The sequence below is a fragment of the Myxococcus qinghaiensis genome, from assembly GCF_024198215.1.
Classification (GTDB): Bacteria; Myxococcota; Myxococcia; order Myxococcales; family Myxococcaceae; genus Myxococcus; species Myxococcus qinghaiensis.
This window is the reverse complement of record NZ_JAKCFA010000029.1, coordinates 85,325-106,435: the sequence shown is the minus strand read 5'-3', so window position 1 is coordinate 106,435 and position 21,111 is coordinate 85,325. Positions and strand designations below refer to the sequence as shown.

The 21,111-nt window shown below is 69.4% G+C and carries 22 protein-coding genes; 9 read left to right on the top strand and 13 right to left on the bottom strand.

What is annotated here, in order from left to right; all coding sequences use genetic code 11:
• The first annotated feature begins 85 nt into the window (after positions 1-85).
• Complete coding sequence (locus LZ199_RS39315) at positions 86-691, top strand: hypothetical protein (RefSeq protein ID WP_253998938.1); 606 nt, start codon at positions 86-88, stop codon at positions 689-691.
• A 56-nt stretch (positions 692-747) separates the two neighbouring features.
• Positions 748-1,737, top strand: coding sequence for a LysR family transcriptional regulator (locus LZ199_RS39310; RefSeq protein ID WP_253998937.1), 990 nt, complete (start codon positions 748-750; stop codon positions 1,735-1,737).
• Positions 1,738-1,790: 53 nt separating this feature from the next.
• Here the strand turns inward: LZ199_RS39310 and LZ199_RS39305 are convergent, their stop codons facing one another.
• The 3 genes from LZ199_RS39305 to LZ199_RS39295 are packed head-to-tail and all read right to left on the bottom strand — an operon-like array spanning position 1,791 to position 4,364.
• Entirely contained in the window at positions 1,791-2,732 is a 942-nt protein-coding gene (locus tag LZ199_RS39305; protein ID WP_253998936.1) for a pirin family protein, read from the bottom strand.
• 60 nt (positions 2,733-2,792) lie between these two features.
• Positions 2,793-3,722: a LysR family transcriptional regulator gene (locus tag LZ199_RS39300; protein WP_253998935.1), complete on the bottom strand. Its 930-nt coding sequence runs from the start codon at positions 3,720-3,722 to the stop codon at positions 2,793-2,795.
• A gap of 51 nt (positions 3,723-3,773) precedes the next feature.
• The gene (locus LZ199_RS39295; RefSeq protein ID WP_253998934.1) at positions 3,774-4,364 is read right to left on the bottom strand and encodes a TetR/AcrR family transcriptional regulator; all 591 of its coding nucleotides are present in this window, start codon (positions 4,362-4,364) and stop codon (positions 3,774-3,776) included.
• Positions 4,365-4,554: 190 nt separating this feature from the next.
• On the opposite strand from LZ199_RS39295, the gene LZ199_RS39290 reads away from it, so the two are divergent.
• From LZ199_RS39290 to LZ199_RS39280, 3 genes are all read left to right on the top strand, one after another.
• A complete protein-coding gene (locus tag LZ199_RS39290) occupies positions 4,555-5,562 on the top strand; it encodes an NAD(P)-dependent oxidoreductase (RefSeq protein ID WP_253998933.1) in 1,008 nt (335 codons plus the stop codon).
• 34 nt (positions 5,563-5,596) lie between these two features.
• Entirely contained in the window at positions 5,597-6,610 is a 1,014-nt protein-coding gene (locus LZ199_RS39285) for a Rossmann-fold NAD(P)-binding domain-containing protein (protein WP_253998932.1), read from the top strand.
• Positions 6,611-6,761: 151 nt separating this feature from the next.
• Positions 6,762-7,181, top strand: a complete 420-nt coding sequence (locus tag LZ199_RS39280) for an ATP-dependent helicase HrpB (protein WP_253998931.1) — start codon at positions 6,762-6,764, stop codon at positions 7,179-7,181.
• Here the strand turns inward: LZ199_RS39280 and LZ199_RS39275 are convergent, their stop codons facing one another.
• From LZ199_RS39275 to LZ199_RS39265, 3 genes are all read right to left on the bottom strand, one after another.
• Complete coding sequence (locus tag LZ199_RS39275) at positions 7,182-7,682, bottom strand: MarR family winged helix-turn-helix transcriptional regulator (protein WP_253998930.1); 501 nt, start codon at positions 7,680-7,682, stop codon at positions 7,182-7,184.
• A 57-nt stretch (positions 7,683-7,739) separates the two neighbouring features.
• Positions 7,740-8,123: a response regulator gene (locus LZ199_RS39270; protein ID WP_253998929.1), complete on the bottom strand. Its 384-nt coding sequence runs from the start codon at positions 8,121-8,123 to the stop codon at positions 7,740-7,742.
• Positions 8,124-8,200: 77 nt separating this feature from the next.
• The gene (locus tag LZ199_RS39265; protein ID WP_253998928.1) at positions 8,201-8,554 is read right to left on the bottom strand and encodes a helix-turn-helix domain-containing protein; all 354 of its coding nucleotides are present in this window, start codon (positions 8,552-8,554) and stop codon (positions 8,201-8,203) included.
• A 272-nt stretch (positions 8,555-8,826) separates the two neighbouring features.
• On the opposite strand from LZ199_RS39265, the gene LZ199_RS39260 reads away from it, so the two are divergent.
• From LZ199_RS39260 to LZ199_RS46845, 3 genes are all read left to right on the top strand, one after another.
• Positions 8,827-10,272: an SGNH/GDSL hydrolase family protein gene (locus LZ199_RS39260; RefSeq protein WP_407667326.1), complete on the top strand. Its 1,446-nt coding sequence runs from the start codon at positions 8,827-8,829 to the stop codon at positions 10,270-10,272.
• Positions 10,269-12,494, top strand: a complete 2,226-nt coding sequence (locus tag LZ199_RS39255) for a serine hydrolase (protein ID WP_253998926.1) — start codon at positions 10,269-10,271, stop codon at positions 12,492-12,494. The genes LZ199_RS39260 and LZ199_RS39255 overlap by 4 nt, the downstream gene beginning before the upstream one ends.
• A gap of 138 nt (positions 12,495-12,632) precedes the next feature.
• Entirely contained in the window at positions 12,633-13,517 is an 885-nt protein-coding gene (locus tag LZ199_RS46845; protein ID WP_253998925.1) for a YIP1 family protein, read from the top strand.
• 13 nt (positions 13,518-13,530) lie between these two features.
• On the opposite strand, the gene LZ199_RS39245 is transcribed toward LZ199_RS46845, so the two are convergent.
• From LZ199_RS39245 to LZ199_RS39235, 3 genes are all read right to left on the bottom strand, one after another.
• The gene (locus LZ199_RS39245) at positions 13,531-13,956 is read right to left on the bottom strand and encodes a low affinity iron permease family protein (RefSeq protein WP_253998924.1); all 426 of its coding nucleotides are present in this window, start codon (positions 13,954-13,956) and stop codon (positions 13,531-13,533) included.
• A gap of 83 nt (positions 13,957-14,039) precedes the next feature.
• Entirely contained in the window at positions 14,040-15,140 is a 1,101-nt protein-coding gene (locus tag LZ199_RS39240) for an SMP-30/gluconolactonase/LRE family protein (RefSeq protein WP_253998923.1), read from the bottom strand.
• A 183-nt stretch (positions 15,141-15,323) separates the two neighbouring features.
• Positions 15,324-15,800, bottom strand: a complete 477-nt coding sequence (locus LZ199_RS39235; protein ID WP_253998922.1) for an amidohydrolase family protein — start codon at positions 15,798-15,800, stop codon at positions 15,324-15,326.
• A gap of 119 nt (positions 15,801-15,919) precedes the next feature.
• Between LZ199_RS39235 and LZ199_RS39230 the strand changes: the two genes are divergently transcribed.
• Entirely contained in the window at positions 15,920-16,747 is an 828-nt protein-coding gene (locus LZ199_RS39230; RefSeq protein ID WP_253998921.1) for a trimeric intracellular cation channel family protein, read from the top strand.
• 152 nt (positions 16,748-16,899) lie between these two features.
• Here the strand turns inward: LZ199_RS39230 and LZ199_RS39225 are convergent, their stop codons facing one another.
• Genes LZ199_RS39225 through LZ199_RS39210 form a run of 4 tightly spaced genes read right to left on the bottom strand, consistent with a single transcriptional unit; the run spans position 16,900 to position 21,103 of the window.
• Positions 16,900-17,658, bottom strand: coding sequence for an SMI1/KNR4 family protein (locus LZ199_RS39225; RefSeq protein WP_253998962.1), 759 nt, complete (start codon positions 17,656-17,658; stop codon positions 16,900-16,902).
• Positions 17,659-17,696: 38 nt separating this feature from the next.
• On the bottom strand, positions 17,697-19,031 hold the full coding sequence (locus LZ199_RS39220; RefSeq protein WP_253998920.1) for a DUF4150 domain-containing protein: 1,335 nt from the start codon (positions 19,029-19,031) through the stop codon (positions 17,697-17,699).
• 12 nt (positions 19,032-19,043) lie between these two features.
• Positions 19,044-20,084: a 3-oxoacyl-ACP synthase gene (locus LZ199_RS39215; RefSeq protein WP_253998919.1), complete on the bottom strand. Its 1,041-nt coding sequence runs from the start codon at positions 20,082-20,084 to the stop codon at positions 19,044-19,046.
• Positions 20,081-21,103: a DUF2169 family type VI secretion system accessory protein gene (locus LZ199_RS39210; RefSeq protein ID WP_253998918.1), complete on the bottom strand. Its 1,023-nt coding sequence runs from the start codon at positions 21,101-21,103 to the stop codon at positions 20,081-20,083. The genes LZ199_RS39215 and LZ199_RS39210 overlap by 4 nt, the downstream gene beginning before the upstream one ends.
• Between the last annotated feature and the right edge of the window lie 8 nt (positions 21,104-21,111).

Genomic DNA, 21,111 nt, shown 5'->3' with positions numbered 1-21,111 from the left:
TCCCGTGCTTCCGTCGGAGTCTCTGGGTGCGCCAGGGAGGCGTCGGACGTACCTTCCGGGCTCCATGACAGGAGTCGCCTGGAACATGAAGATTTCGCGCCGAGTCGCGCCACTCGCCATCCTGCTGTCCGTGGGGGGACTGGGGGCGTGTGCCTCCCGCCAGCCGGCGCCCGAGGCCCAGGCCGCGAAGCCTGCCTCCGCCAAGCCCGCCTCTGTCGTCCAGTCCACGGAGGGCGGCTTCTCCGTCGCGCTGCCGGGGCCGGTGAGCGAGGAGCGCCGCTCCCAGCTGACGGATGTGGGCGAGGTGACACTCCACACGTTCATCGCCGTCCGTCCGGAGTCGGACACGGCGTACTACGTCTCGTACACGGACTTCCCCGCGGCGGCGGTGTCGCAGGCGAAGCCGAGTGACGTGGTGTCCCGCGCCAGCCTGGGCGCGCTGGAGGCCCTGGGCGCCACGGGCGTCTCCTCGAAGCCGCTGACGCTGGAGGGCTTCCCGGGCTGGGAGGTGGAGGGTGTCTCCGGGCCGCGCCGGCTGCGAGGCCGCTTCTACCTGGTGGGCCCCCGGCTCTATCAGCAGCTCCTCCTGCACCCGGAGGGCAAGCCGCCCCAGGACGCGGAGGGCTTCTTCGAGTCGTTCCGCCTGGACCCACAGGTGGCGGCCATGCTCTCGGGCGCGCAGCGCTCCTGAGCGCGGGTGGGCCCCAGGTGTCCCGGTGAGGGCGGGTGCGGTATGCCAGCCCCGCCATGAATCTCTCGGCCATCGACCTCAACCTGTTCCTCGTGCTGCACGCGGTGCTGGAGACGGGGAGCGCCACGGGCGCGGCGCGGCAGCTCCACGTCACGCAGTCGGCGGTGAGCAACGCGCTGGCGCGGCTGCGGGAGCTGTTGGGAGACCCGCTGCTGGTGCGGCAGGGCAAGGGGCTGGTGCCCACGCCTCGCTGCGAGGAGCTGAGGCCGCTGCTCGTCAACGCGGTGGCGCAGCTCCAGGTGGCCGTGGATGGCCAGCGCTTCCTGCCGGAGGAGAGCACGCGCCGCTTCACGCTGGCCTGCGGTGACAACCAGGACGTCTGCGACGTGCCCCGGGTCGTGGAGGCCTTCGCGCGCCGCATGCCGCTGGCGCAGCTGCGCGTGGTGAGCATCGACTTCCTCGTCGCATCGGATGGCCTGGCGACGGGCGAGGTGGACGTCGCGCTGGGGCCTCGGCTGGTGGCCACGCGGGAGGGCTTCTGCGCGGAGGACCTCTACCTGGAAGAGGTGGCCTTCGTCGTCCGAAAGGACCACCCGCTCATCCCCGGGACGGTGCTGACGCGGGAGGCGTTCAACGCCTGCAAGCACATCGACATCGTCATCACCCAGGGCCGTCCAGGCGTGGGGCGCTCCATGTTCGAGCGGTTCCGCAAGGAGAACGGCCTGGAGTACAGCTCGGCGCTCGCCGTCTCCCACTTCATCGCCGCGGGCATGGCCGCGACCCGCACGGACTACATCGCGGGCATGCCGGGACGCACCGCGGAAGTCCTGTGCGCCATGCTGCCCTTGAAGCGCCTGCAGTTCATGCCCGTGCCTCCGCCCATGACGATGTCGCTCATGTGGCACACCCGCACGGACGCGGACCCCGGCTCGCGCTGCTTCCGGCAGCTGCTGCTCGACGTGCTGAAGGACCTGCCGCCGACTCGAGCGGAGCCGCGCGCGAAGGCCCCATCGTCGGGACCCTCGCGCCGAGCGCGGAGCCGCTGACACCCGCTGGACTCGGGGGTCCAGGGGCGTCAGCGCGCTTTCTTCTCACCTCGTCACGGGGACGCGACGGGGGCGTCCTCGGGGATTTCGCCGAAGCCGCCGGACTCGAAGTCGTGGATGGCCTGGAACACTTCGCGCTGGCTGTTCATGACGAACGGGCCCATGTGGAAGATGGGCTCGCGGAGGGGCTCACCCGCGAGGATGATGAAGTGCGTGTCCGCTTCGGCACGCAGGGACAGGAACTCGCCGTCGTTGGCGAAGAGGGCGAGCTCCCCCTCGGTGGCCGTCTCACCACCGGACGACACGCGGCCGGAGGCGATGAGGACGATGGCGTTGTGGTGCTTCGGCAGGGGGACTCGGAGGTCCGTCCCCGCGCGCAGCCGCACGTCCAGCAGGGAGATGGGCGTGAAGGTCCGCGCGGGCCCCTGGGTGTCGTTGAAGCTGCCCGCGATGACTCGCACCGAGCCGCCCTCGACGGGGACGGTGGGAATCTGGGCCGCGGTGATGGGCTGGTAGCCCGGGGCGGCCTTCTTGTGGGCGCGGGGCAGGTTCACCCAGATTTGAAGCATCTCGAAGACGCCACCGCGTCGGGAGAAGGCATGCTCATGGTACTCCTCGTGGAGGATGCCGGACGCCGCCGTCATCCATTGCACGTCGCCCGGGCCGATGACGCCCGCGTGGCCCGCGTTGTCGCGATGCGCGACGTTGCCTTCGAACGCGAGCGTGACGGTTTCAAAGCCGCGATGCGGATGCCAGCCGACGCCCCGCTGACCCTTCGCGAGGGGCGGGTAGTGATGCGGCGGATGGTGGTCCAGCAGCAGGAAGGGGCTGACGCGCTCCTGAGGCAGGCCCCCGCTGGGGACGAGCGTCTTGACGCGGAAGCCGTCACCGACCCAGTGGAAGGGCCCGCCGCCGTGGACGCTCTCGAGCGTCCGCGCACGGGGAGTCGCGTGGGGAACGGTGGGGGGAGTCAGTGTCTGGGTCGTGGTGCTCATGACTCAGAACGTAAGGGCCAGGGCGGGTGTGTAAATCGCTCCCGCGCATGATGCTTATCATCACGTCGTGTGATGGTCCGCGAGCGCGAGCTGGCAGAGCGAGGTGAGCCGGTTGGAGGCCCACGTCGCCACCGGGCCCAGCGGTGTGCCCTTGCGGCGCAACAGGGCGAGGGGACGCTGGGGTGGAGGCCCGCCCTCATAGGCCGCGAGCCGCAAGCGCACCAGCCTCCCCGCCGCCAGGTCCTCGCTCACCAGGTGCTCGGGCTCATGGCCCCAGCCGAGCCCACCGAGGATGAGGGCATGTTTCGTCATCAGGTCCGCGACGCGCCAGCTTTTCGCCGAGAAGACGCCGCGGTCCGCCGTGCCCGTCTTTCCGGTGGGCAGCCGCTCGCTGAGGACGAGCTGCGTGGTGGTGGCGAGGTGCTCGTCGGTGATGACGCCCTTCACCTTCGCGAGAGGGTGTGACGGCGCGGCGACGGGGAGCATGCGCAGGAGCGCGATGGGACGCTGCTCCAGGCCGGTGAGGTCCAGGTCCGCGCCGGCGATGGCGAGCGTGGCCTTGCGCTCGCGCAGGCGCTCCGTCACGGCCGCGAGCAGCTCCACCTCCAGCGTCAGCTCCACCTCCGGGTGCGCCTGTGCCAGCTCCTTCACGAAGGACAGCAGCGCGGCCGTGGGGAACATGGCGTCGACGACGAGCGCGAGCTTGGTCTCCTCGCCGCTCTTGAGGCGGCCGACGACGGTCTGGAACGTCGCGAGGTCGTCATGCAGTCGCTGCGCGGCGGCGACCACGGCCTCGCCCTTCATCGTCAGGCGGGGGACGCGGCTGCTGCGGTCGAAGAGGCGCAGGCCGAGCTGCTTCTCCAGGCGCTGCATGGCCTGACTGACGGCGGGTTGTCCCTGGCCCAGGCGCCGGGCCGCCGCGGAGAAGCTGCCTTCTTCGGCCACCGCGCGGAGCGTCCGGAGCTGGTCGATGGTGACGCTGTCGAGCACCGCGCGACTGCATCACATCGACGCGGGCGTTGCACGCGTGGCGGGCTGGCCCTACTTGCGCGCGGACAGCCAGGAGACGATGAGCGAGCTCAGCGCCGAGGCGGCGGAGCTCTCGGAGATGGCGCCCCGGAGCATGTCGCGGGAGAGCGCCTCCGCCGCGCCGATGATGCCCACGCAGCGCAGGCGCAGCGTCTCCTTCGGCAGCTCGCAGTAGGGCGCGAGCGTGTCCCGGTAGAAGTCCACGTAGCCGTCCAGCACCCCTTGATGGAAGTTCTCCATCTGCCCGTCGCCCTTGAGCGCGGCGGTGATGGCGTGCTGCTCGGGGCCGAGCGTCGCATAGCAGTTCATGTACGCGCCGCTCATCACCTTGGCGACGTCCTCCAGCTTGCGCCGCGTGCGCTGGAGCGCCTCCTGGAGCTGGGTGACCTGCTTCGCGTCGAGGCGCTCATACAGGGCCATCAACAGCCCGGCGCGTGACTGGAAGTGCTCGTAGGGGATGGGCTTGCTGACGCCCGCGCGCTCGGCGAGGTGACCCAGCGTCAGCGCATCCGTGCCTTCCTCCCTCACCACGGCCAACGCCACGTCGAGCAGCTGCTCGCGTCGCTGGGCCTTGGGAAGCTTCTTGGAGGTGGGCTCACTCATGGGACGTCGCGGCGGCACCCTGAGGGCTTAGCCGCCTCGACACGCACGCGCAACCGCACCCCCGCCTCGTCGAAATCGTGGCGAACCTACTTTTGGTAACTTACTTTGAGTAGGGTCAACGCAGCGCCATTTCCGCCGGCCCGCCGGCACCCTCAACCACTGCCCCCTGGGGCAGGGGAGCGCACCCGTCATGTCTTTGAACCCTCGGAAACCCGTCCTCATCATTGGTGGCTCGGGCGTCGTCGGCTCCCTGGCCGCCAAGGCCCTGCGTCGGCTGCAGCCGGACCTGCCGCTCACGATTGGCGGCCGGGACTTGTCCCGCGCCCAGGCCGTGGCTCGCGAAGTCGGCCTCGCCGACGCGGCGACGGTGGACCTGTCGCGGCCCGATTTGGGCCAACCCGCGAGCCGCGCCTACAGCGCCGTCGTCCTGTTCGTGAAGGACGACACGCTGAACTCGCTGCGGTACGCGCAGACACACGGGCTGCCGTACCTGGGCATCTCGACGAGCTTGTTCGAGGTCGCTCCCGAGGTCGCCCTCTACATGCACCAGCCCACGCGCTCGCCCATCCTCCTGGGCAGCTCCTGGCTGGTGGGCACGGCCACGCTGCCCGTGCTCCAGTTCGCTCGGGAGTTCCGCGCGCTGGAGTCCATCGCCATTGGCGCCGTGCTCGACGAGCAGGACGTGGGCGGGGCCGCCGCGTACGTGGACCTGGACCGGCAGAAGGCCGCGCCCAACAACCTCATCCTGGAGGACGGACAGTGGCGCTGGGTGGGCGGCGCCGCGGCGCTGCGCACCTTCCGCGACACCGAGGGGAATGACCTCCAGGGCCAGGCATATTCGCTGATGGACGCCCCGAGCCTCGCCGCCGCGACGCAGGCGAAGTCCATCCGCTTCGATGTCGCCATCGGCACCACCGCGCCGCGCCGCCGTGGCGAGCCCTTCTCCACCGAAATCATCTTCGAGCTCGAAGGCACGCTGCACGACGGAACCCGGGCGCGCGTGCGCCACGAGCTGCTGCACCCGGAGGGGCAGGCTCCGGTGACGGCGGTGGGCGTCGCCGTGGGTGTCGAGCGGTTGCTCGGCCTCGCGGGAGGCGCGCCCGTCGCACCGGGGCTCTACCTCCCCCATGTCCTCATCGAGCCGGAGTACCTGCTGCGCCGACTCCAGGAAGCCGGCACCCGGCTTCGTCGCGCGTGACGTCCCCCCTTCTTCTCCCCACAGGAGTCCCCACATGAACGCATCCAACCTGAAGCCCGTCCTCGTCATCGGTGGCTCCGGCGTCGTCGGACGCCGCGCCGTGAAGGCCCTTCGCGAGCTGCACCCTGAATTGGTCCTCCATCTCGGAGGACGTGATGTGAACAAGGCCGCGGCGCTCGCGCGGGAGCTGGGCCGTGCGGAGGCCGTGCGCATCGACCTGGAGCGCGAGGACCTGGGGCTGCCACCGGATGCCGCCTTCAGCGCGGTGGTGGTGCTGCTCAAGGACGACTCGCTGCGCACGATGAAGTACGCGCAGGGCAAGGGCGTGCCGTACGTCTCCTTCTCCGACTTCGTCTTCGACATCGGCCCGGAGGTCGCCCTCCACATCCAGCACCCCACCGCCTCGCCCGTGCTCTTCCTGGGGCACTTCCTGGGCGGCACCGTGGCCCTGGCCACCCTCCAGTTCGCGCGCGAGCTGAAGAAGGTCCACGCCATCCAGATTGGCGCCGTCTTCGACGAAGATGACGTGGGAGGTCCGGCGGCCAACGGGGACATGGAGCGCCTGACGAAGGGCGTGCCCAGCCCGCTGATTCGCAAGGACGGGAAGTTCCTCTGGGCCACCGCGGAGGAGGACGTGACGCGGACCTTCCAGGGCGCGGATGGCACGCACTGGCAGGGCCGGGCCTATCCCCTGTTGGATGTGGCCACGCTCGCGGCGGTGACGGACGCGAGTACGGTGCGGCTCGACTTCGCGCTGCGGGCCGCGTCCAGCCGGAAGCCTGGCGAGGGGCCGGGCCACGAGGTCGTCATCGAGCTGACCGGTGAGCTGCCGGACGGGACGACGGCGCACGTGCGCCACACGCTGGTGGATGGGGACGTGCACTCGGGGCTGAGCGGGAAGGGCGTGGCGCTCGCGGTGGAGCGGCTGCTGGGACTCGTGGGCGGCGCGCCTGTGGGCCCCGGACTTTATTCGCCCGAAGGCGTGTTGGATTCGGCCCACGTCGTCGAGCGCCTGAAGGCGTGGGGCACACGGATTCAGCGCGCGTGACGTGGGAGTGGGGCTCGCGTGGCCGCGCGAGGACGACTCTGGAGGAAGGCTCGTGCGCCGCCCCTCGTGTGTCGCGCCAGGAGGCTGTCAGCCCTGGCGCGGATACTCGCGGCTGGCGCCCCCGCTCCGCATCCGAAAGAGACCGCATCCCATGACGAGCCCGCTGTCCGCCGTCCCCATGTCGCTTCCTCCGCAGCCCGCGCCGCCGCACGCGCGTGTCGAGAAGTTCGAGGCCTCCCGGTTCGATGGCGTCCTCGCGGACAAGGCAAGTCACGTCCCGAGCCCGAGCGCTCCCCAGGAGGTCGCCTTCGTGGGCGTGGTGCCCCCGGTGGCGAAGATGGACGGGACGGTGCTCAACGGCATCTCCCGCTTCGTCCAGGAGCTGGAGCAGGGCCAGCGCGTGCTGGACCACATCATCCGGTCCGCGTCCTCCGGCTCGCGCTACTCCAACGCGGAGCTGCTGTCGCTCCAGGCGTCCATGTACCGCTACGCGCAGGTGTTGGACCTGGTGAGCCGCATCGTCGAGAAGGGCACCAACGGGCTGAAGGACGTCCTCAAGACGCAGGTGTAGCTACCCCGTCTTGTGACGCCTGCTCGCGGTTGGGGGAGGGGGCTCCTCTTCCAGCCGCGCGCTCAGCGCCTCGCGGATGGCGAGGACGCGCTCCTTCAAGTCCCGCAGCTCCTCCACGTCGAGCCCCGACGCCTCCAGGATGGACACGGGCACGCACTCCGCCTTCGCGCGCAGCGCGCGACCCGTGGCCGTCAGCCGGATGCGCACCTGGCGCTCGTCCAGCACGTCCCGCTCGCGCTTGACGAGCCCCGCCGCCTCCAGCCGCTTGAGCAGCGGCGTCAGCGTCCCCGAGTCCAGGAGCATCCGCTCCCCCAGCGCCTTCACCGTGACGTCGTCCTCCTCCCACAGCACCAGCATCGCCAGGTACTGGGGATAGGTGAGGCCCAACTCCTCCAGGAGCGGCCGGTACGTCCGGTTGAGCAGGTGCACCGTCGAATAGAGGGTGAAGCACAGCTGCTCGTCGAGGTGGAGCGCGTCGACACGCTTCTTGGACTGGGCCATGGCGGTTCCTGCCTGGAACATGCGGCCCAGGTGCATTGCGCGCAATGGAATCGTGCTTCAGGGCTTTCCGGGAGGGCGCGAGCGACGCAGCCAGTGGGGCACGTGCTCCAGGAGGGCGTGCCCGTCGAAGGGCTTGAGCAGGGTGTCGAGCACGGCCGGATGGTCCACCTGGCGGGACGTCACGGCGACCACGGTCAGCCCGGCCCAGGCGGGGTGGCGGGTGATGCGCTCCAGGAAGGCGCGCCCGTCCATGCGAGGCATTTCCATGTCCAGCAGCACCAGCGAAGGCCGCCCGTGTACCTCCAGCCAGGTGAGCGCCTCCAGTCCGTCCTTCGCGACGGCGCTGCGGTAGCCAGCACTCGTGAGGACGTCGACCACCGAGGCTCGCAGGTCCGCGTCATCCTCCACGACGAGCAGGGTTCCTTCGGAGTCTCCTGGCATGAGAGGTCATCTCCCTAGGTCAGGGTGGGCGTGAGGTACAGGGAACATCTGCCGGTTCGCACCGGCAGAAGAGGTCCTCAGGTCTCCTCGAACATGGCCTGGAGTACCCTCCAGGCGAGTTTCACTTCCGGGCCAGACAGGCCCGAAAGGTAGTCGCAGATCTCCGCCACTTCTTCGGTGCGTTCCTGCTCGAAGCCGTTGAAGAGCGTCTTGAGCGACACATCCAGGCCTGCTGTCAGCTTGCCGAGCGTATCCAGTGACGGAGAGAACGCTCCGCGTTCAATGCGGCGGATGGCGTCCACCGAGAGGTCGCATCGCTCCGCGAGGGCCTCCTGGGTGAGCGCGCGGTTGTTGCGAAGCTGGCGCACATGACCGCCGAATTTGCGATGGAACCTCGTCCAGGTCGCTACCTTGTTCTTCTCTTTCTCCATATTGGGTGACGACTAATCTGGGGACTCCGCGGCCCAAGTGAAGTGAAGGTGTTGGCGGGTGGACCCTGGAATTCGCCTGGACGCCAAGTCGGGGGCCCTGTGTGTCGCAGGGTTGCGGGAAACCAGGTGGCAAGGTGCGAGCGTGTCCCAGCCCGAAGCTCCCCCGAGGAGCAGGGAGGCTGGCGTGCCGGGAAAATGCGCGGGCGGAAGAGTTCGTCTACGCTGCACGCCGCATGACGCATTCGGAAGTCGGGTGGGGTGGACGGCGGGTCGTGTTCCACGTCCTGGCCTGCTGTGGCCTCTTGGCCGCCTGTGAAATTGGTTCCGAGGTCCGCCCCCTCACCGCCGCTCCGGCGCCCGCGACGGCCGCTCCGGCGGCGGTGGCCCGGCCCGTGCCGGACGTCCCGACGCCTCCCGAGCCCGCCCCACGGCGGGTGGCGCCGGAGCCCACGGAGCGCACGCGCGCGACGCAGGCGCTGGCGGTGAAGCTGGGGGCGCTCGGGGCGAAGGTGGATGACCCGTGCGTGGCGCCCGCGGGTCCGGGCTGCGCGCGCACCGCGCTGGCGCCCTTCTTCGAGTCGCTGGACGCGCTGTCCTCGGGCACGGCGACGGGGCCCACCGTCATCGAGGCCTTCGGCAACTCGCTCATCGCGGGGGACCGAATCGTGGACATCCTCCGGGATGATTTGGGCGCGGGCTTCGGCGCCGCGGGCCGGGGCGTGCTGCTGGTGGACCGGATGGCGCCCTACGGTGGGCGCGGACGCACCGGCTACAGCAAGGGCGGGTGGGAGCCCCGCACGCTGGGCGAGTTGCGCAAGCCCCCGCACCCGTTCGGAATCACCGGCGTGTACCACGTGGCCACCGTGGCCAGGGCGCGCAGCCGCTTCAAGCTGGAGGGCGAGCCGCGCGGCACGCTGTGGTGGCTGGACGTCCCGAAGGGCGGCGCGCTCACGGTGCTGAGTGGAGACACGGTGCTGGCGCGGACGGAGCCCGTGGGGAGTGGCGAGTCGAAGGCCACGCGCTTCGAGCTGCCCCCGGGCGCGACGTCGGTGGACATCGTCGCCGAGGCGAAGGGCGCGGTGGTGCAGGGCGTGGTGTTGCAGCAGGCGCGGCCCGGCATCGTCCTGGACATGCTCGGGGTGCCGTCCGCGGATGCGAGCCTCTATGCGCGCCTGGATGACGCGGCGCTGCGCTCGCAGCTGGCGGAGCGCGAGCCCCGGCTGCTGGTCTTCTTCCTGGGCGGCAACGAGTCCAAACGCCTGGAGTGGAAGCGCACGGACCTGGAGACGCTGCGCACGGACCTGGGCGCGCTCTTGCGTCGCGCGCGCGTGGCCGCGCCGAACAGCGCCTGTCTGGTGGTGGGGCCCATGGACGCGGTGCGGGACTCGAAGGACCAGGGCAAGGCCTTCACGCAGCGCCCCTTCCTGGAGGCCGTCGTCGACGCGGAGCGCCAGGTGACGCAGGCGGAGGGGTGCGCCTTCTTCAACCTCTACGAGGCCATGGGAGGCAAGGGCGCGCTGTCGCGCTTCCACCAGGCCGGTTTCATGCACGAGGACCTGGTGCACCCGCGCGGCCGGGGGCTGGATGTGCTGGGGCACCTGGTGACGGACGCGCTGCTGCGCGCCTGGGTGGAGACGCCGCCCGCCTCCCGTCGCGTGGCCTCGCTGTCGCCCGCTGCTGGAAGTCCGCCCACTTCCACCGTGGAGGCCGCGCCATGATGACGCAGAGGTGGCTCTTCGCCGCGCTGTGGTTGCTGGCGACTCCAGCGCTGTCCGCGCCGCGCCTCGCGCCGGTGTGCGAGCCCGTCAACGCGGAGGCTGTCGACGGCCCTCGCGAGTTCGCTCCCGAGGTGACGCAGGCGCTGGACGCCATCGTCCGCGCGGAGCTGTCCCAGGGGCCCGTCGCGGGGCTGACGGTGGGTGTCACGCGGGGGGCCCAGCGCTGGGTGTGTGGCTATGGCCTGCGGGATGTCGCCAAGCGCCTGCCCGCGACGCCGCGCACGACGTACCGCATGGCGTCCGTCACCAAGTCCTTCACCGCCGTGGCCGTGTTGCAGCTGGTGGAGCAGGGGAAGCTGGACCTGGACGCGGACATCCACACGCTGGTGCCGGGCTACCCGGCGAAGCAGTGGACCGTCACGGTGAAGGATTTGCTGGGACACCTGAGCGGAGTGCCCACGTACGACGGAGTGGCCTCCAGCAACAACGTGAAGCCGGTGAGCACGGGCGAGGCCATCCTGGCCTTCTCCGGGAAGCCGTTGGCCTTCGAGCCGCGCACCCGCTACCTGTACAGCACCTGGGGCTACAACCTGCTGGGCGCGGCGGTGGAGGCCGCGTCGGGGAAGTCCTACCGCGACTACCTGCGCGAGCATGTCTTCCAGCCCTCGGGCATGGAGCACGCGGACCTGGACGTCACCGCGACGCGCGACGAGCACCAGGCGGTGGGCTACCGCGTGAAGGACGGCGTGCTGAAGCCCTCGCGCTTCCTGGACGTGTCCAGCCGCTTCGGTGGCGGTGGGACGCGGGCCACGGTGGGGGACATGCTCGGCTTCGGCCGCGCGGTGCTGGCCCACCGGCTGGTGAAGCGCGACACCATGGGGAAGATGCAGGCGTCCATGGCGACGAGCGACGGGCGCCTCACGGACTACGGCATGGGCTTCGCCACCTATCCCTTGCGCGGCCACTACCTGGTGGCGCACGCGGGCGGGCAGCCGGAGACGACGACGCTGCTGGTGATGTTCCCCGCCGAGGACACGGTGATTGCGCTGGCCACCAACATCGAGGGCGAGGCGAAGCGGCTGCGGCGCCTGTCCATCCGGTTGATGGAGGGCGTGCTGGAGGGCGGCGTCACGCGCAGGGACGCGCACTTCACGGACCCGGTGGACTCGGTGGTGTACGAGGGCCTGGGCCGCATCGCCAGCTATGGCCTGGCGTACCACCTGTGGGCCACGCGTGGACCGGGCACGCTGCCGCCGGACGAGGACCCGGCGGGCGCCTTCGCGCGGGTGTCGGAGCTGTTGGACCGCAAGCTCATCGGCAAGGACGGGAAGGGAGCGCTGGAGCGCATCCGGAGCGGGCATGACCCGAAGCTGGGCTCCGTCTTCATCCGCGTGGGCGCGCGGATGGCGCGCACGCTGGAGAAGGCCCACGGCCCGGAGCGGCTGCTGGCGTACCCGGCGGAGGGGCCGCTGTCGTTCTTCGCGGACTACCTGGCGGCGTGTGAAGCGCAGGGCGTGCCGGACACGGAGCGCTTTGGGGAGCCGCTGCGCGGGGATTTGCTGCGCTTCGTCGCGGGGTGGAAGCGCGCGGAGGTGCCGGCGCTGCTCCGCCTGCGGCTGGACGAGGAGCAGAACCCGGAGCCGCACTGGCCCACGCTGAAGAAGGCGGCGGCGCTGTCGCCGGACGTGCGGCCGGACTACTCGGATGAGCTGCTGCGCATCGCCGAGGGGTTCGCCTGGCGCAAGCAGGCCGTGAATCGCGTGCGCTGGCTGGAGCGGGCGGTGGAGCTCCAGCCCAGGAGCGTGGATGCGCGGTGGGCGCTGTCGCAGGCGCTGCTCACGGTGAAGCGGGACGGCGAGGTGCTGGCGCACCTTCAGGAGGCCCTGGCGACGCCGCAGGGCGCGGTGTCCCTGGCGCCGCTGTCGTTCATCAAGCGCGTGGCGATGGACTCGGAGTCGCCGCCGCGCGTGGGGCTGGGCCTGCTGCGCGCGGGCGTGGCGCTGCACCCGGAGTCGCCCGAGCTGTGGGATGCGCTGGCGAAGCGGGAGAAGGCCCAGGGCCACAAGGCGGAGGCGAAGGCGGCCCTGCGGCAGGCGCGCCGTGCTCGCGAGTCGCGTCCGGAGCCGTCCTCGTCCGAGCCAGCCAACCGGGCAGGCGCGGACCGTGGCTCGGGCCCCGTGCCGGATGACCACGGGCTTCTGCGCCCGCGCCAGACGCTCTGAGCGGAGGGCCTTCGAGCCGTGTCCGGAGCCAGTCTATCGGGCGGGGATGGCCCCGTGCTGGATGACCCCGGGCTCGTGAGTCTGCGTCAGCCACCCTGAGCCGAGGCCCTTCGGGAGGACTGTGCGAGGATGCCTCACGTGTCCGGCATCCCGTGTCCCTTCTGTCAGGCCCCCTTCGCACCCGGCGCTCGGCGCTGCGCGGCGTGTGGCGCCTCCCTCCTGGTCGCTCCCCCCTCCGACTCACAGGTGGCCGTCTGCGCCATCCATCCGGAGTGGATGAGCTTTCATGCGTGCACTCGCTGCGGCGCGTTCGCGTGCTCGGAGTGTCTGCGCGAGGGGCCTCGCGGCGAACTCGTCTGCGCGCGGTGCCATGAGCGCTCGCCGTACTCGCCGCTCGCATGGGACCAGCGCGCGGAGCTGGGCTGGGCGAAGGCGTTCTGGAAGACGTGCGTCGATGTGATGCTGCGTCCGGGCGCGACGTTCGGGCGGATGTCACCGGAGGGGAGCGTGGGCAGCTCGCTCCTCTTCGCGCTGCTCACGGCGCTCGTCGGCTACTTCGTCACCACGCTCTTCTACTTCGCCGTCCTGCTGGCGGTTCCCTACGAGAACCTCGCGTCCCGAGGGGTGGAGGTGCCGGGCCCCAGCTTCTTCCAGGGCGTCGTCGTGTTCGCCTTCTTCGTCTGGATGGTGGTGATGCCCCTCTTCAGCGTGGGCCTCACCGTGGCTGCGTCCGCGCTGGACCACGTGGTGCTGCGGATGGCGGGCGCGCCGAGCACGTTCTCCGCGACGCTGCGCGGACATGCCCTGTCCCAGGGCGTCTACCTGATGGGCCTGGTGCCCTTCTGCGGCATGTATGTGATGCCTTTCTGGAGCGCCGGTGTGCGGGTGGCCGCGTACCAGAAGCTGTTCCGCGTGGGTTGGGGGCAGGCCGCGTTCGGCGCGCTCTTCGTGCCCGTCGTCACCTGCTGCCTGGGCGTGGGTGGCTATGCCGCGATGATGGCGAGCCTGGTGAAGTCTCCGTAGGAAATCCGGAGCCTCAGTGCTTCGAGTCGGCGTCCGGCGGGGCCTCGCGCCGGTCATCGTGTCCCCGGGCGAGGTGGCGTTGTCGGGCGCGCTCATGCACGCGCTTGAACTGCTGGGCCAGCTCCGCGAGCTCCTCCTCGGTGGCGTCCTCCAGGTCCGTGAACTCATTGCGCGCGTGCTTCTGCGCGCGGATGAGCTCGTCGAGCTTGAGGTGGATGGCCTTCGCGTCGCGGTTCTGCGTGGCCTGGATGACGAACACCATCAGGAAGGTGATGATGGTCGTCGAGGTGTTGATGACGAGCTGCCAGGTGTCGCTGAAGTCGAACAGCGGCCCCGACACCGCCCAGAGCAGGACGACGGACACCGCGAGCAGCAGGGCCTGCACGGAGCCCACGCGCTCTGACACGCCCTGGGCGAACTTGTGGAAGCGCTCATGCATCCCTGGAGAAATGGGTATGAGCGCGAGGGTTGGCTTGCTTGTCCGGCCGGTGCCCGAGGGCCTGCTCGCCCTCCAGCCAGACGCTACTGTCCGGCCGAAGTCCCCGAGGACGGGAGGGCGGCGGTGACGGTGCGCTGCTTGGGCCAGAAGCGCGCGCCATGCACGCCGTCGAGCTGGGCGAGGCGCTTCTTGCTCCGCGCGTCGTAGATGCGCGCGCTGTGGTCCGACGCCACGAGCAGCAGGGCTCCCCGCACGCGCAGCTCCACCGCCGACGTGGGCTCCAGCGACAGGGCCTCCGGCTCGGCGAGGCGGTCATTCGCCTCCCAACGCAGCGGCGGCATCAGCACCGGCAGCTCGCGCGCCGCCCGCCAGGCGTACAGCGGGCCGCCATGCGTCTCCAGGGAGACCCAGGCGCCGTACTCGGTGTGGCCCTTGTCCTTCACCACCGCGTCCAGGCGCGCCGCGTCCTCGCTGTCCTCGGCCAGCTCCGTCGCAGCGGGAGCATCCGGGTCCGCGCCGAACGTCGAGGACACGAGCTGACTCGAGGTGGCGAGCGCCGTCGTGCCCGGCGCATCCTCCCTCTCGTACACCGTCGCCACGGATTCGATTCGCTTCCACGTCTCGCCCTCGCGGCGGTACGCGTGAGCAAGACCCGCCGGGCTGCCCTCCGTCTCTTCTGGCACCGGCAGCCGACGGCCGTCCACGACGAAGACCTCCTCGCCGCGCTCCTCCTTGCGCGTCAGCCCCTCCAACTGGGACACGAGCGCGACGACATGGCCCTGTGCGTCAAAGCCAAGTGAGTCCGTATGGCCCTCGTCTGGGAGTGCGAGCGGGGCGAGGCCCTGGGGGGTGTCGAAGTCCACCTTCCAGGCTCGGGGCGGCAGGCTGCCGTGGCCCCGGTCCACCAGCGCGCCCTGCTTGCCGTCCGGGCTCCAGGCCAGGCCCAGGCGCTCGCAAGGGGCATCCACGGTGGCCAGGGCCTTGCGTATGCCCGTGGGGTCCTGGCGTATCCAGGTACAGCCGGAAGGAGAGGCGTCCTGCAGGAGCGAGAGCGCGAACGGAGGCGCGGGCTCCGCGGAGGGAGGGGGCGCCGGAGTCGCGGGCGCGGGGTCCTGTGACTTCTTGCAGGCACCCCCAAGCAGCAGGGTTCCGAGGAAGAACGCGGGGCCAAGGCGGCGGAGCATGAGGCTCTCCGGTGCGGGTTCTCACCCACCATCGCAGAACGCCGGGAGTGGGAGGAAGTCACCCCAGGAGTACATGGCCGGAACTTTCAGATAGCCCACGCGAGCCTGGGTACCGTGCAACCCGCCTGGCACCCCGAGGTGCCCTGTCGTGGACACTCGCTCGGGGTGCCGCGTGTGCATGGCTCAGACGAGCCAGCCGCTCTCGTCGAGGAAGAGGGCCTCGTTGAAGGGCTCTTCGTCCTTCTTCTCGCGCGCGGGAGGGGTGTCCGCGAAGTAGAGGCTGCGGCCGTCCTTGACGACGTGCAGCACGCGCAGGTCCTCGCGGGCGCGGGGTGTGACGACGAGCGGGTTGCCGGAGAGGACGACGAAGTTGGCGCGCTGGCCTGGGGCGAGGGTGCCCTGGGGTTCCGGCTCCTCTTCTTCCGCGTTGCTGTTGTTGTTGTTCGACAGCTTGTCGACGACGGCGGGAATCACCGTGCCGCCCTGGAGGGGGACGATTTCCGTGTCGGGGCCGCGGAGCGCGAGGACCTCGGCGCGGGTGCCCACGGCGAGGATGTGGCCGTCCTGGAGGGCCAGCGCCTCGGCGGTGGGCTGGTGCTCGTTCATGGTGAGCAGGGTTCCGCCCTCGAAGATGCGGTCGGCGAATCGGGAAGGGTTCATGGCCTTCGCTCCGGGGGACACGCGGGTGGACCCTTAAGGTGAGCCCGCGGGGAGGAGGCGTCCATGGGGGGCAGGAAGATGTTGTCCTGTCGCCCGAGTGCCAGCCCGCTGGGGTGGGAATGCCGAGCGAGCGGTCTCCGTGTGACTCCGGGCGCGGGTTGCTGGCGAGGGGCGCCGTCCTCACGCTGGAGGGTGGCGGTGTGCTGACGGGCCGCCTCGCGCGCGCCATGTCCTTCGACCTGACTGAACCGAATGTGCAGGAGCAGGTCATCTCCTTAGGGACGCTGGTCGCGGACCTGTTGGGGGTGTTCTCCGGCTCGGTGCTGGGGGCGCTCTTGGCCGAGCGGCGGAAGATGGACCTGATGGGCTTCCTGGTGCTGGGGCTCGTGTCCGGCGTGGGGGGCGGAATCTTGCGCGACACGCTGCTGCAGGTGGGGCCGCCGTTGGTGTTGGTGAAGCCCGCCTATCTGGTCGCGGCCTTCTCGGGGGCGTTCGCGGCGTTCATCTTCGAGTTGAGGCATGGGCCGACGGTGAAGATGTTGTCGGCGTTGGATGCGCTGACGCTCGGTTCGTTCGCGGTGGCGGGGACGCAGCGGACGCTGGAGGTGGGGCTGAGTCCCGGGACGGCGGTGCTCATCGGCATCATCACCGCGGCGGGGGGCGGCATCATCCGCGACGTGCTCATCCGGCGCACGCCGACGGTGATGCGGCCGGAGCCTGGGTACTACGCGCTCGCTGCCTTCGCGGCGAGCCTGGTGTGTCTGGCGTTCTCGCTGACGGGGCACCGGCGTCTGGCCCTGGTGGCGGGGATGGCGGTGGGTGCGGCGGTGCGGCTCATCTCCGTGCGGTGGGGATGGAGGCTGCCCGTCAAGCGCACGCGCGAGGCGCCCCGGAAGGGCGACGGCTTCGGCGGGCCTGGCGAGGACGAGAGCTGGACGAAGCCGTGAGGCGTGGGGTCAGGGCTGCTTCTTGTGGAGACGGTGAAGGGGCACTGTGCCGGGCGTAGCGGACCCGCTCAGGCGAGCGCGGGGGAGAGGTGGTTGAGTCCCGTCTTCTCGAGGAGGCAGTCGAGGTCCTCGACAGATGGACGAAGACCTTGTCAACCACCACTCAAGGCCTTCTCGTGGTCGCTGAAGATCTCCTCGAGAAGCCGTTGCTGGGTCTTGTCGCGTGCGCGCAGTTGCACGCCCGTTCTTGGAATCCATGTTGAAGGAGCACTGAGGAGTGCAATCGCACCGCGCTCTGGTTGTTCGAGAAGAACAACGTCCGCCGAGGCTCCGAGCTCGGTGAGCGAGAATCCCAACCGGGTGAAGAACTCGTAGGCCCTGGCTGGAGTCCCAGGTTGCTCTCCGAGACTGTAATACTGCGTTTGCTTCTCCGGTTCGGTCTCAAAGACGACTCGGGACGCAACAATGGAACGTAGCCAGTCGGAGAACGTCGGGAAGAGTCGCTCGGCATTGCTCTTGCGACTTACGAGGTCCTCTTCGCGGATGCTCAGAATTGCCGCATCACGTCCGTCGGGCGTTGGACGAGTGAGCTCGAAGAATTCGTCCGGCTGGCGGCCGTTATCGTCATCCTCGCCGATGGCGAACTTGAGGAAATGGCGAGAGTCGGGCCGCTCTCGTTGTGGAGCCGCGAGATCCGCTAGCAGTGCCGAAATGGAGGTCGTGCCGAACGTCAACCGCAAGTCGCCAGTCGATGCGCCCATTGTCTCAAGGAACTCGCGATACACGGGAGGCAACGCATGGAGTCCTCCATGTGGCTTCGCCAAGGCGACAATCTGCTCGGCAGTGGCCGGTTCGAATCCCTCAGTACTTCCGGGCTTCCATCGCTCCATGAACGCAAGCAGGCCCGTCATCGACAAGGGTGGGGGGGACTCAAGAAGCTCTGGCCAGGTCATCCGCACGTCTGCTCTCCGAGTTCGCACCGGGCCATGAAAAGTGTGTCCTGACAGGACTGGCAGGAGAGCACGGTTTCCTCCGACTTGCGTCGCATGTTGACGCGCTCGTTGACACCTTCGCCGCCCTTTCCCTCATGAATGTCGGCGCCGCTCGGCGGCTTCCATGCTCCCGGCCCCTTGCCATCAGGTCCATCTGCCTGACTCTTGGAGGGGGAGTAGTCGACGGGACCGCGATAGAAGACCTCGAAGCTCAATTTCCTTGTGCCAGGGAACGAGAAGTAGATTTCAGTCAGGGAGTGCGCGACGTGACCGCTCTTGCCGATGAGCTTCGCGCCCGCGCAGGTTCCAGGTTTGTTGTTGTACCCGGTCCTCTTGTCCCTGGACTTTCTCATCGTGCTGTCCCATTGCGTGTTCATCTTTTGGATGGACTCGGAGTCCCCTGCTGCACACCTGGGGTTCCTGGCCATGAAGTCCTCCAGCGTGGCGGCCTCTTCAACTAGCTCGCAACCGTGCGTTCTGGCGATGGTCTTGAATCCGAGAGGCGTTTCGCCACCCGATATCGCGGCGAACCGCTTGCCGTTGCGACAGACCATGACCCCGAGCATGTACCCGCTAGACCCCGCGCGACGGTGAGTCTCAAGCCCACCGCGCTTCTCCTCCAGTCCCTGGATATGCGCCATCCGCGCATCCAAGGTCGCTTGTCTGGGTGGAGGAGTTTGACCTTCAAGGCGCTTGAGCTCGGCTGCTCTCGTTCTGATTTCCTGGTCGACCTCCGCCCAGGACTCCTCGCGTGCCTTGAGGTCCTTGAGAATCTTGTTGGCGATGTCGAGGCTCCCTTCTGGGCGCTCGAGCACCGCGTGGCTGTCCGCATCCTTCTGGCAGATGATACACAGCCCCTCGAAGTCGTCCCCGTAGGCGAAGCCTGTCCCGCCACGTCCATTTGACATGAACGTGGTGTTGAACGAGTTCCCGTTGTGCAGGGTGACGTCAAGGTAGCGGACCACTCCCTTCCCCTCGACCTTCACGTCCATGCTGCCGCTGCCCCAGGCCATCTTCCCCTTGAACTTGGAGGAGATGAGGCCTCCCGCCGTCCCCGGCTCGTCTCCCATGCTCGTGCTCAGCTCCGAGCTCGTGAGCGCCACGGGGTTGCCCTCAATCGTGACGCTCTTGCTCCCCTTCGTGAGCATCGAGTCCTGCGCGGAGTTGACGAAGGGCGTCGGCACAGGTCCTCCCGGTGTCGGTACCTTACAAACATCGGGCGCCGCCGAGGTGTGCGTGTTGCCGTCACCCTTGTGGAGAATCGAACGGCCATTCGCATAGACGCGACCCATGGTTCCTCCTCTTCACGCCTTCGGAATCATCTCCACGACGCATGCCCCCACCCGACCCCCATCCGCACTCCCGTAGATGAGCGTCCTCCTCGCCGCCGGCTCCCTCCACCGCGCTCGATGCAAGGCCACGCCCAACATCACCGGCCCCGCGCCGGCCCCCGCATCCCCCAGCCCCTCTCCCGCAAGGTGGACCCGCAGCGGCTCGGGCATCAGCCCCGCGTTTCTCAAATACGCCCGCGAGAACTCCGTCCCCCACCAGGTCTCTCCCGGCTGACAGGCCAACACTCCGTCCACCCGTCGCCCTCCCATCACCCCGTCACTCCGCACGCTCCTCAACACCTCCGTCAGCCCATCCGCGAGACTCGGCTCCAACCGCGCGAAGGGATGAGGGTCGATTGCCAATGCCGTCCCCAGCACGACCCCGGTCTCCTCCAGCCCCAGTGCCTTCGATGCCCCTGGCCGCGTGAGCGCGATGAAGCCCGCGGCCTCTCCAGGAATCCGCCCGTCCGGGTTCTGTCGCCCCAGATGCAGCCGCGCTTTCGACAACGCCTCCAGCGAAGCCGCATCCCCCAGTGAGTCCACCGCCCCCACCAGGGCCAGGGCGCCCGCTCGACCGGATTGGAGGTCTCTCGTCGCCGTGGCCAGTGCTTCGAAGAAGGCTGCTCTGCCTCCCTCGTGCAGCTTCGCCAGCTCCAACCGTCCCGCACCCTCCGCCAGAATCGCGGCCTCAAGGGCCTTCCGGTCCACCTCCGCCCCCAACCCCTGCTCCGGGAGCCCCAGGTACACAGGCACACGTCCCCTCGGTGGCAAGCGCTCCAGCACGGGCCTCACGCCCACCAACGCCTGACGTGCCAATGCGCTCATTCGCTCCGTTCGCGTCGACGCGACGTCCAAGAGGCTCAACCGCGAGGCCCGCACGGGCTCCCCCAGGTCGTCCTCGACTTGGGTCTCCGCGAAGCGCACGAGCCCCGCTCGCAGTGAAGCCAACGTCAGGTGTGTCGTCGTGCCGATGGGCGTGCACAACCCGACCCCCACCACTCGCGCCCCGCTCATGTCACGTCCTCCCACGGCTCCAGCAGTCGCACCGTGCTCACCTCGTGCGTCGCCAATCGCCGGTGCGCCGGAAACATCGCGCGCCAGGTGAGCACCACCCGGTGCTCCTCGGGCTCCAATCGCACCGTGTCCAACGTCATGCGCCGCTTCTCCCGCTTCCCCGCGAACGTGCAGCGCGCCTGGAGCCTGTACTCGGGGAGGTGGAACGCCAGCGGCCCGTCTGGAGACACTCCCTCCAGCACCACGGGCTCGCCTCCTCGCAAGTGAGGCGAGGCCTGCATCCCCTCCGGAGCCACCTGGAAGAAGCGCTCGTCGAAGTCCATGGGCCACAGCGGTGCGCGCCGCTCCACCCATGCGGCGTCATATGTCCCCGCCCAACCCAACCGTGGCTGCCAGTGCCGAGCCACCGGTCCGAAGCCACACGGCGGCGGCCTGTCCGCCCAACCTCGCACCAGTGCCTCCGGCGCCTCGATGGACGGCAGCGGTTGCTCCAACGCCTCCTTCGCGCTCGTGTAGTAGCCGCGCCCTACCGGGTTGCGTGGCTCGTATCCCGACGCGCGTGTGCCTCCGAAGCTGTACTCGTAGCGCAGTGGGAGTGACTCGAACGGCAACGGGTCCGAGGCACTCAGTCCGACCAACCCCCGATACCAGACGCGCGTGCCCCAGACCTGTGCCCGCTTCTCCAGGGGCCCCACGCGCACTCGCACCTGGGCCCCCGTCACCTTGCGGCCACGTGGTGCCCAGGCTCGCCCGTCCAACAACACGTCCGTCGCTCGCCGCGCATAGGACGACGGTGCTTCATGGCGAAGACTCGAGGTCTCCGGTGCTCCCCAGTACGCATCTGTTTTCAGTGGCGACGTCTGGACCTCGCTCAACGCCAGTGGTGCCGCCGAGGCACGTCCGGGCCTGGACAGGGTGAAGCTGCCAGACACGATGATGACGAGACCGTCCTCGCCCTCCTTCGTCTGGGTCAGGAAGTCGGTGGCCGCGAATGGCGTGAGGTTCTCGAGAGCGGGCATGGTGACGT

Excerpts from the sequence above, each read along its gene's own strand:
- LZ199_RS39275 (WP_253998930.1), bottom strand. The coding sequence starts at position 7,682 with ATGGCCCAGTCCAAGAAGCGTGTCGACGCGCTCCACCTCGACGAGCAG.
- LZ199_RS39270 (WP_253998929.1), bottom strand. The coding sequence starts at position 8,123 with ATGCCAGGAGACTCCGAAGGAACCCTGCTCGTCGTGGAGGATGACGCG.
- LZ199_RS39240 (WP_253998923.1), bottom strand. The coding sequence starts at position 15,140 with ATGCTCCGCCGCCTTGGCCCCGCGTTCTTCCTCGGAACCCTGCTGCTT.
- LZ199_RS39305 (WP_253998936.1), bottom strand. The coding sequence starts at position 2,732 with ATGAGCACCACGACCCAGACACTGACTCCCCCCACCGTTCCCCACGCG.
- LZ199_RS39220 (WP_253998920.1), bottom strand. The coding sequence starts at position 19,031 with ATGGGTCGCGTCTATGCGAATGGCCGTTCGATTCTCCACAAGGGTGAC.
- LZ199_RS39315 (WP_253998938.1), top strand. The coding sequence starts at position 86 with ATGAAGATTTCGCGCCGAGTCGCGCCACTCGCCATCCTGCTGTCCGTG.
- LZ199_RS39280 (WP_253998931.1), top strand. The coding sequence starts at position 6,762 with ATGACGAGCCCGCTGTCCGCCGTCCCCATGTCGCTTCCTCCGCAGCCC.
- LZ199_RS39235 (WP_253998922.1), bottom strand. The coding sequence starts at position 15,800 with ATGAACCCTTCCCGATTCGCCGACCGCATCTTCGAGGGCGGAACCCTG.
- LZ199_RS39265 (WP_253998928.1), bottom strand. The coding sequence starts at position 8,554 with ATGGAGAAAGAGAAGAACAAGGTAGCGACCTGGACGAGGTTCCATCGC.
- LZ199_RS39210 (WP_253998918.1), bottom strand. The coding sequence starts at position 21,103 with ATGCCCGCTCTCGAGAACCTCACGCCATTCGCGGCCACCGACTTCCTG.
- LZ199_RS39290 (WP_253998933.1), top strand. The coding sequence starts at position 4,555 with ATGTCTTTGAACCCTCGGAAACCCGTCCTCATCATTGGTGGCTCGGGC.
- LZ199_RS39285 (WP_253998932.1), top strand. The coding sequence starts at position 5,597 with ATGAACGCATCCAACCTGAAGCCCGTCCTCGTCATCGGTGGCTCCGGC.
- LZ199_RS39310 (WP_253998937.1), top strand. The coding sequence starts at position 748 with ATGAATCTCTCGGCCATCGACCTCAACCTGTTCCTCGTGCTGCACGCG.
- LZ199_RS39245 (WP_253998924.1), bottom strand. The coding sequence starts at position 13,956 with ATGCATGAGCGCTTCCACAAGTTCGCCCAGGGCGTGTCAGAGCGCGTG.
- LZ199_RS39225 (WP_253998962.1), bottom strand. The coding sequence starts at position 17,658 with ATGACGGGCCTGCTTGCGTTCATGGAGCGATGGAAGCCCGGAAGTACT.
- LZ199_RS39230 (WP_253998921.1), top strand. The coding sequence starts at position 15,920 with ATGCCGAGCGAGCGGTCTCCGTGTGACTCCGGGCGCGGGTTGCTGGCG.
- LZ199_RS39255 (WP_253998926.1), top strand. The coding sequence starts at position 10,269 with ATGATGACGCAGAGGTGGCTCTTCGCCGCGCTGTGGTTGCTGGCGACT.
- LZ199_RS39295 (WP_253998934.1), bottom strand. The coding sequence starts at position 4,364 with ATGAGTGAGCCCACCTCCAAGAAGCTTCCCAAGGCCCAGCGACGCGAG.
- LZ199_RS39215 (WP_253998919.1), bottom strand. The coding sequence starts at position 20,084 with ATGAGCGGGGCGCGAGTGGTGGGGGTCGGGTTGTGCACGCCCATCGGC.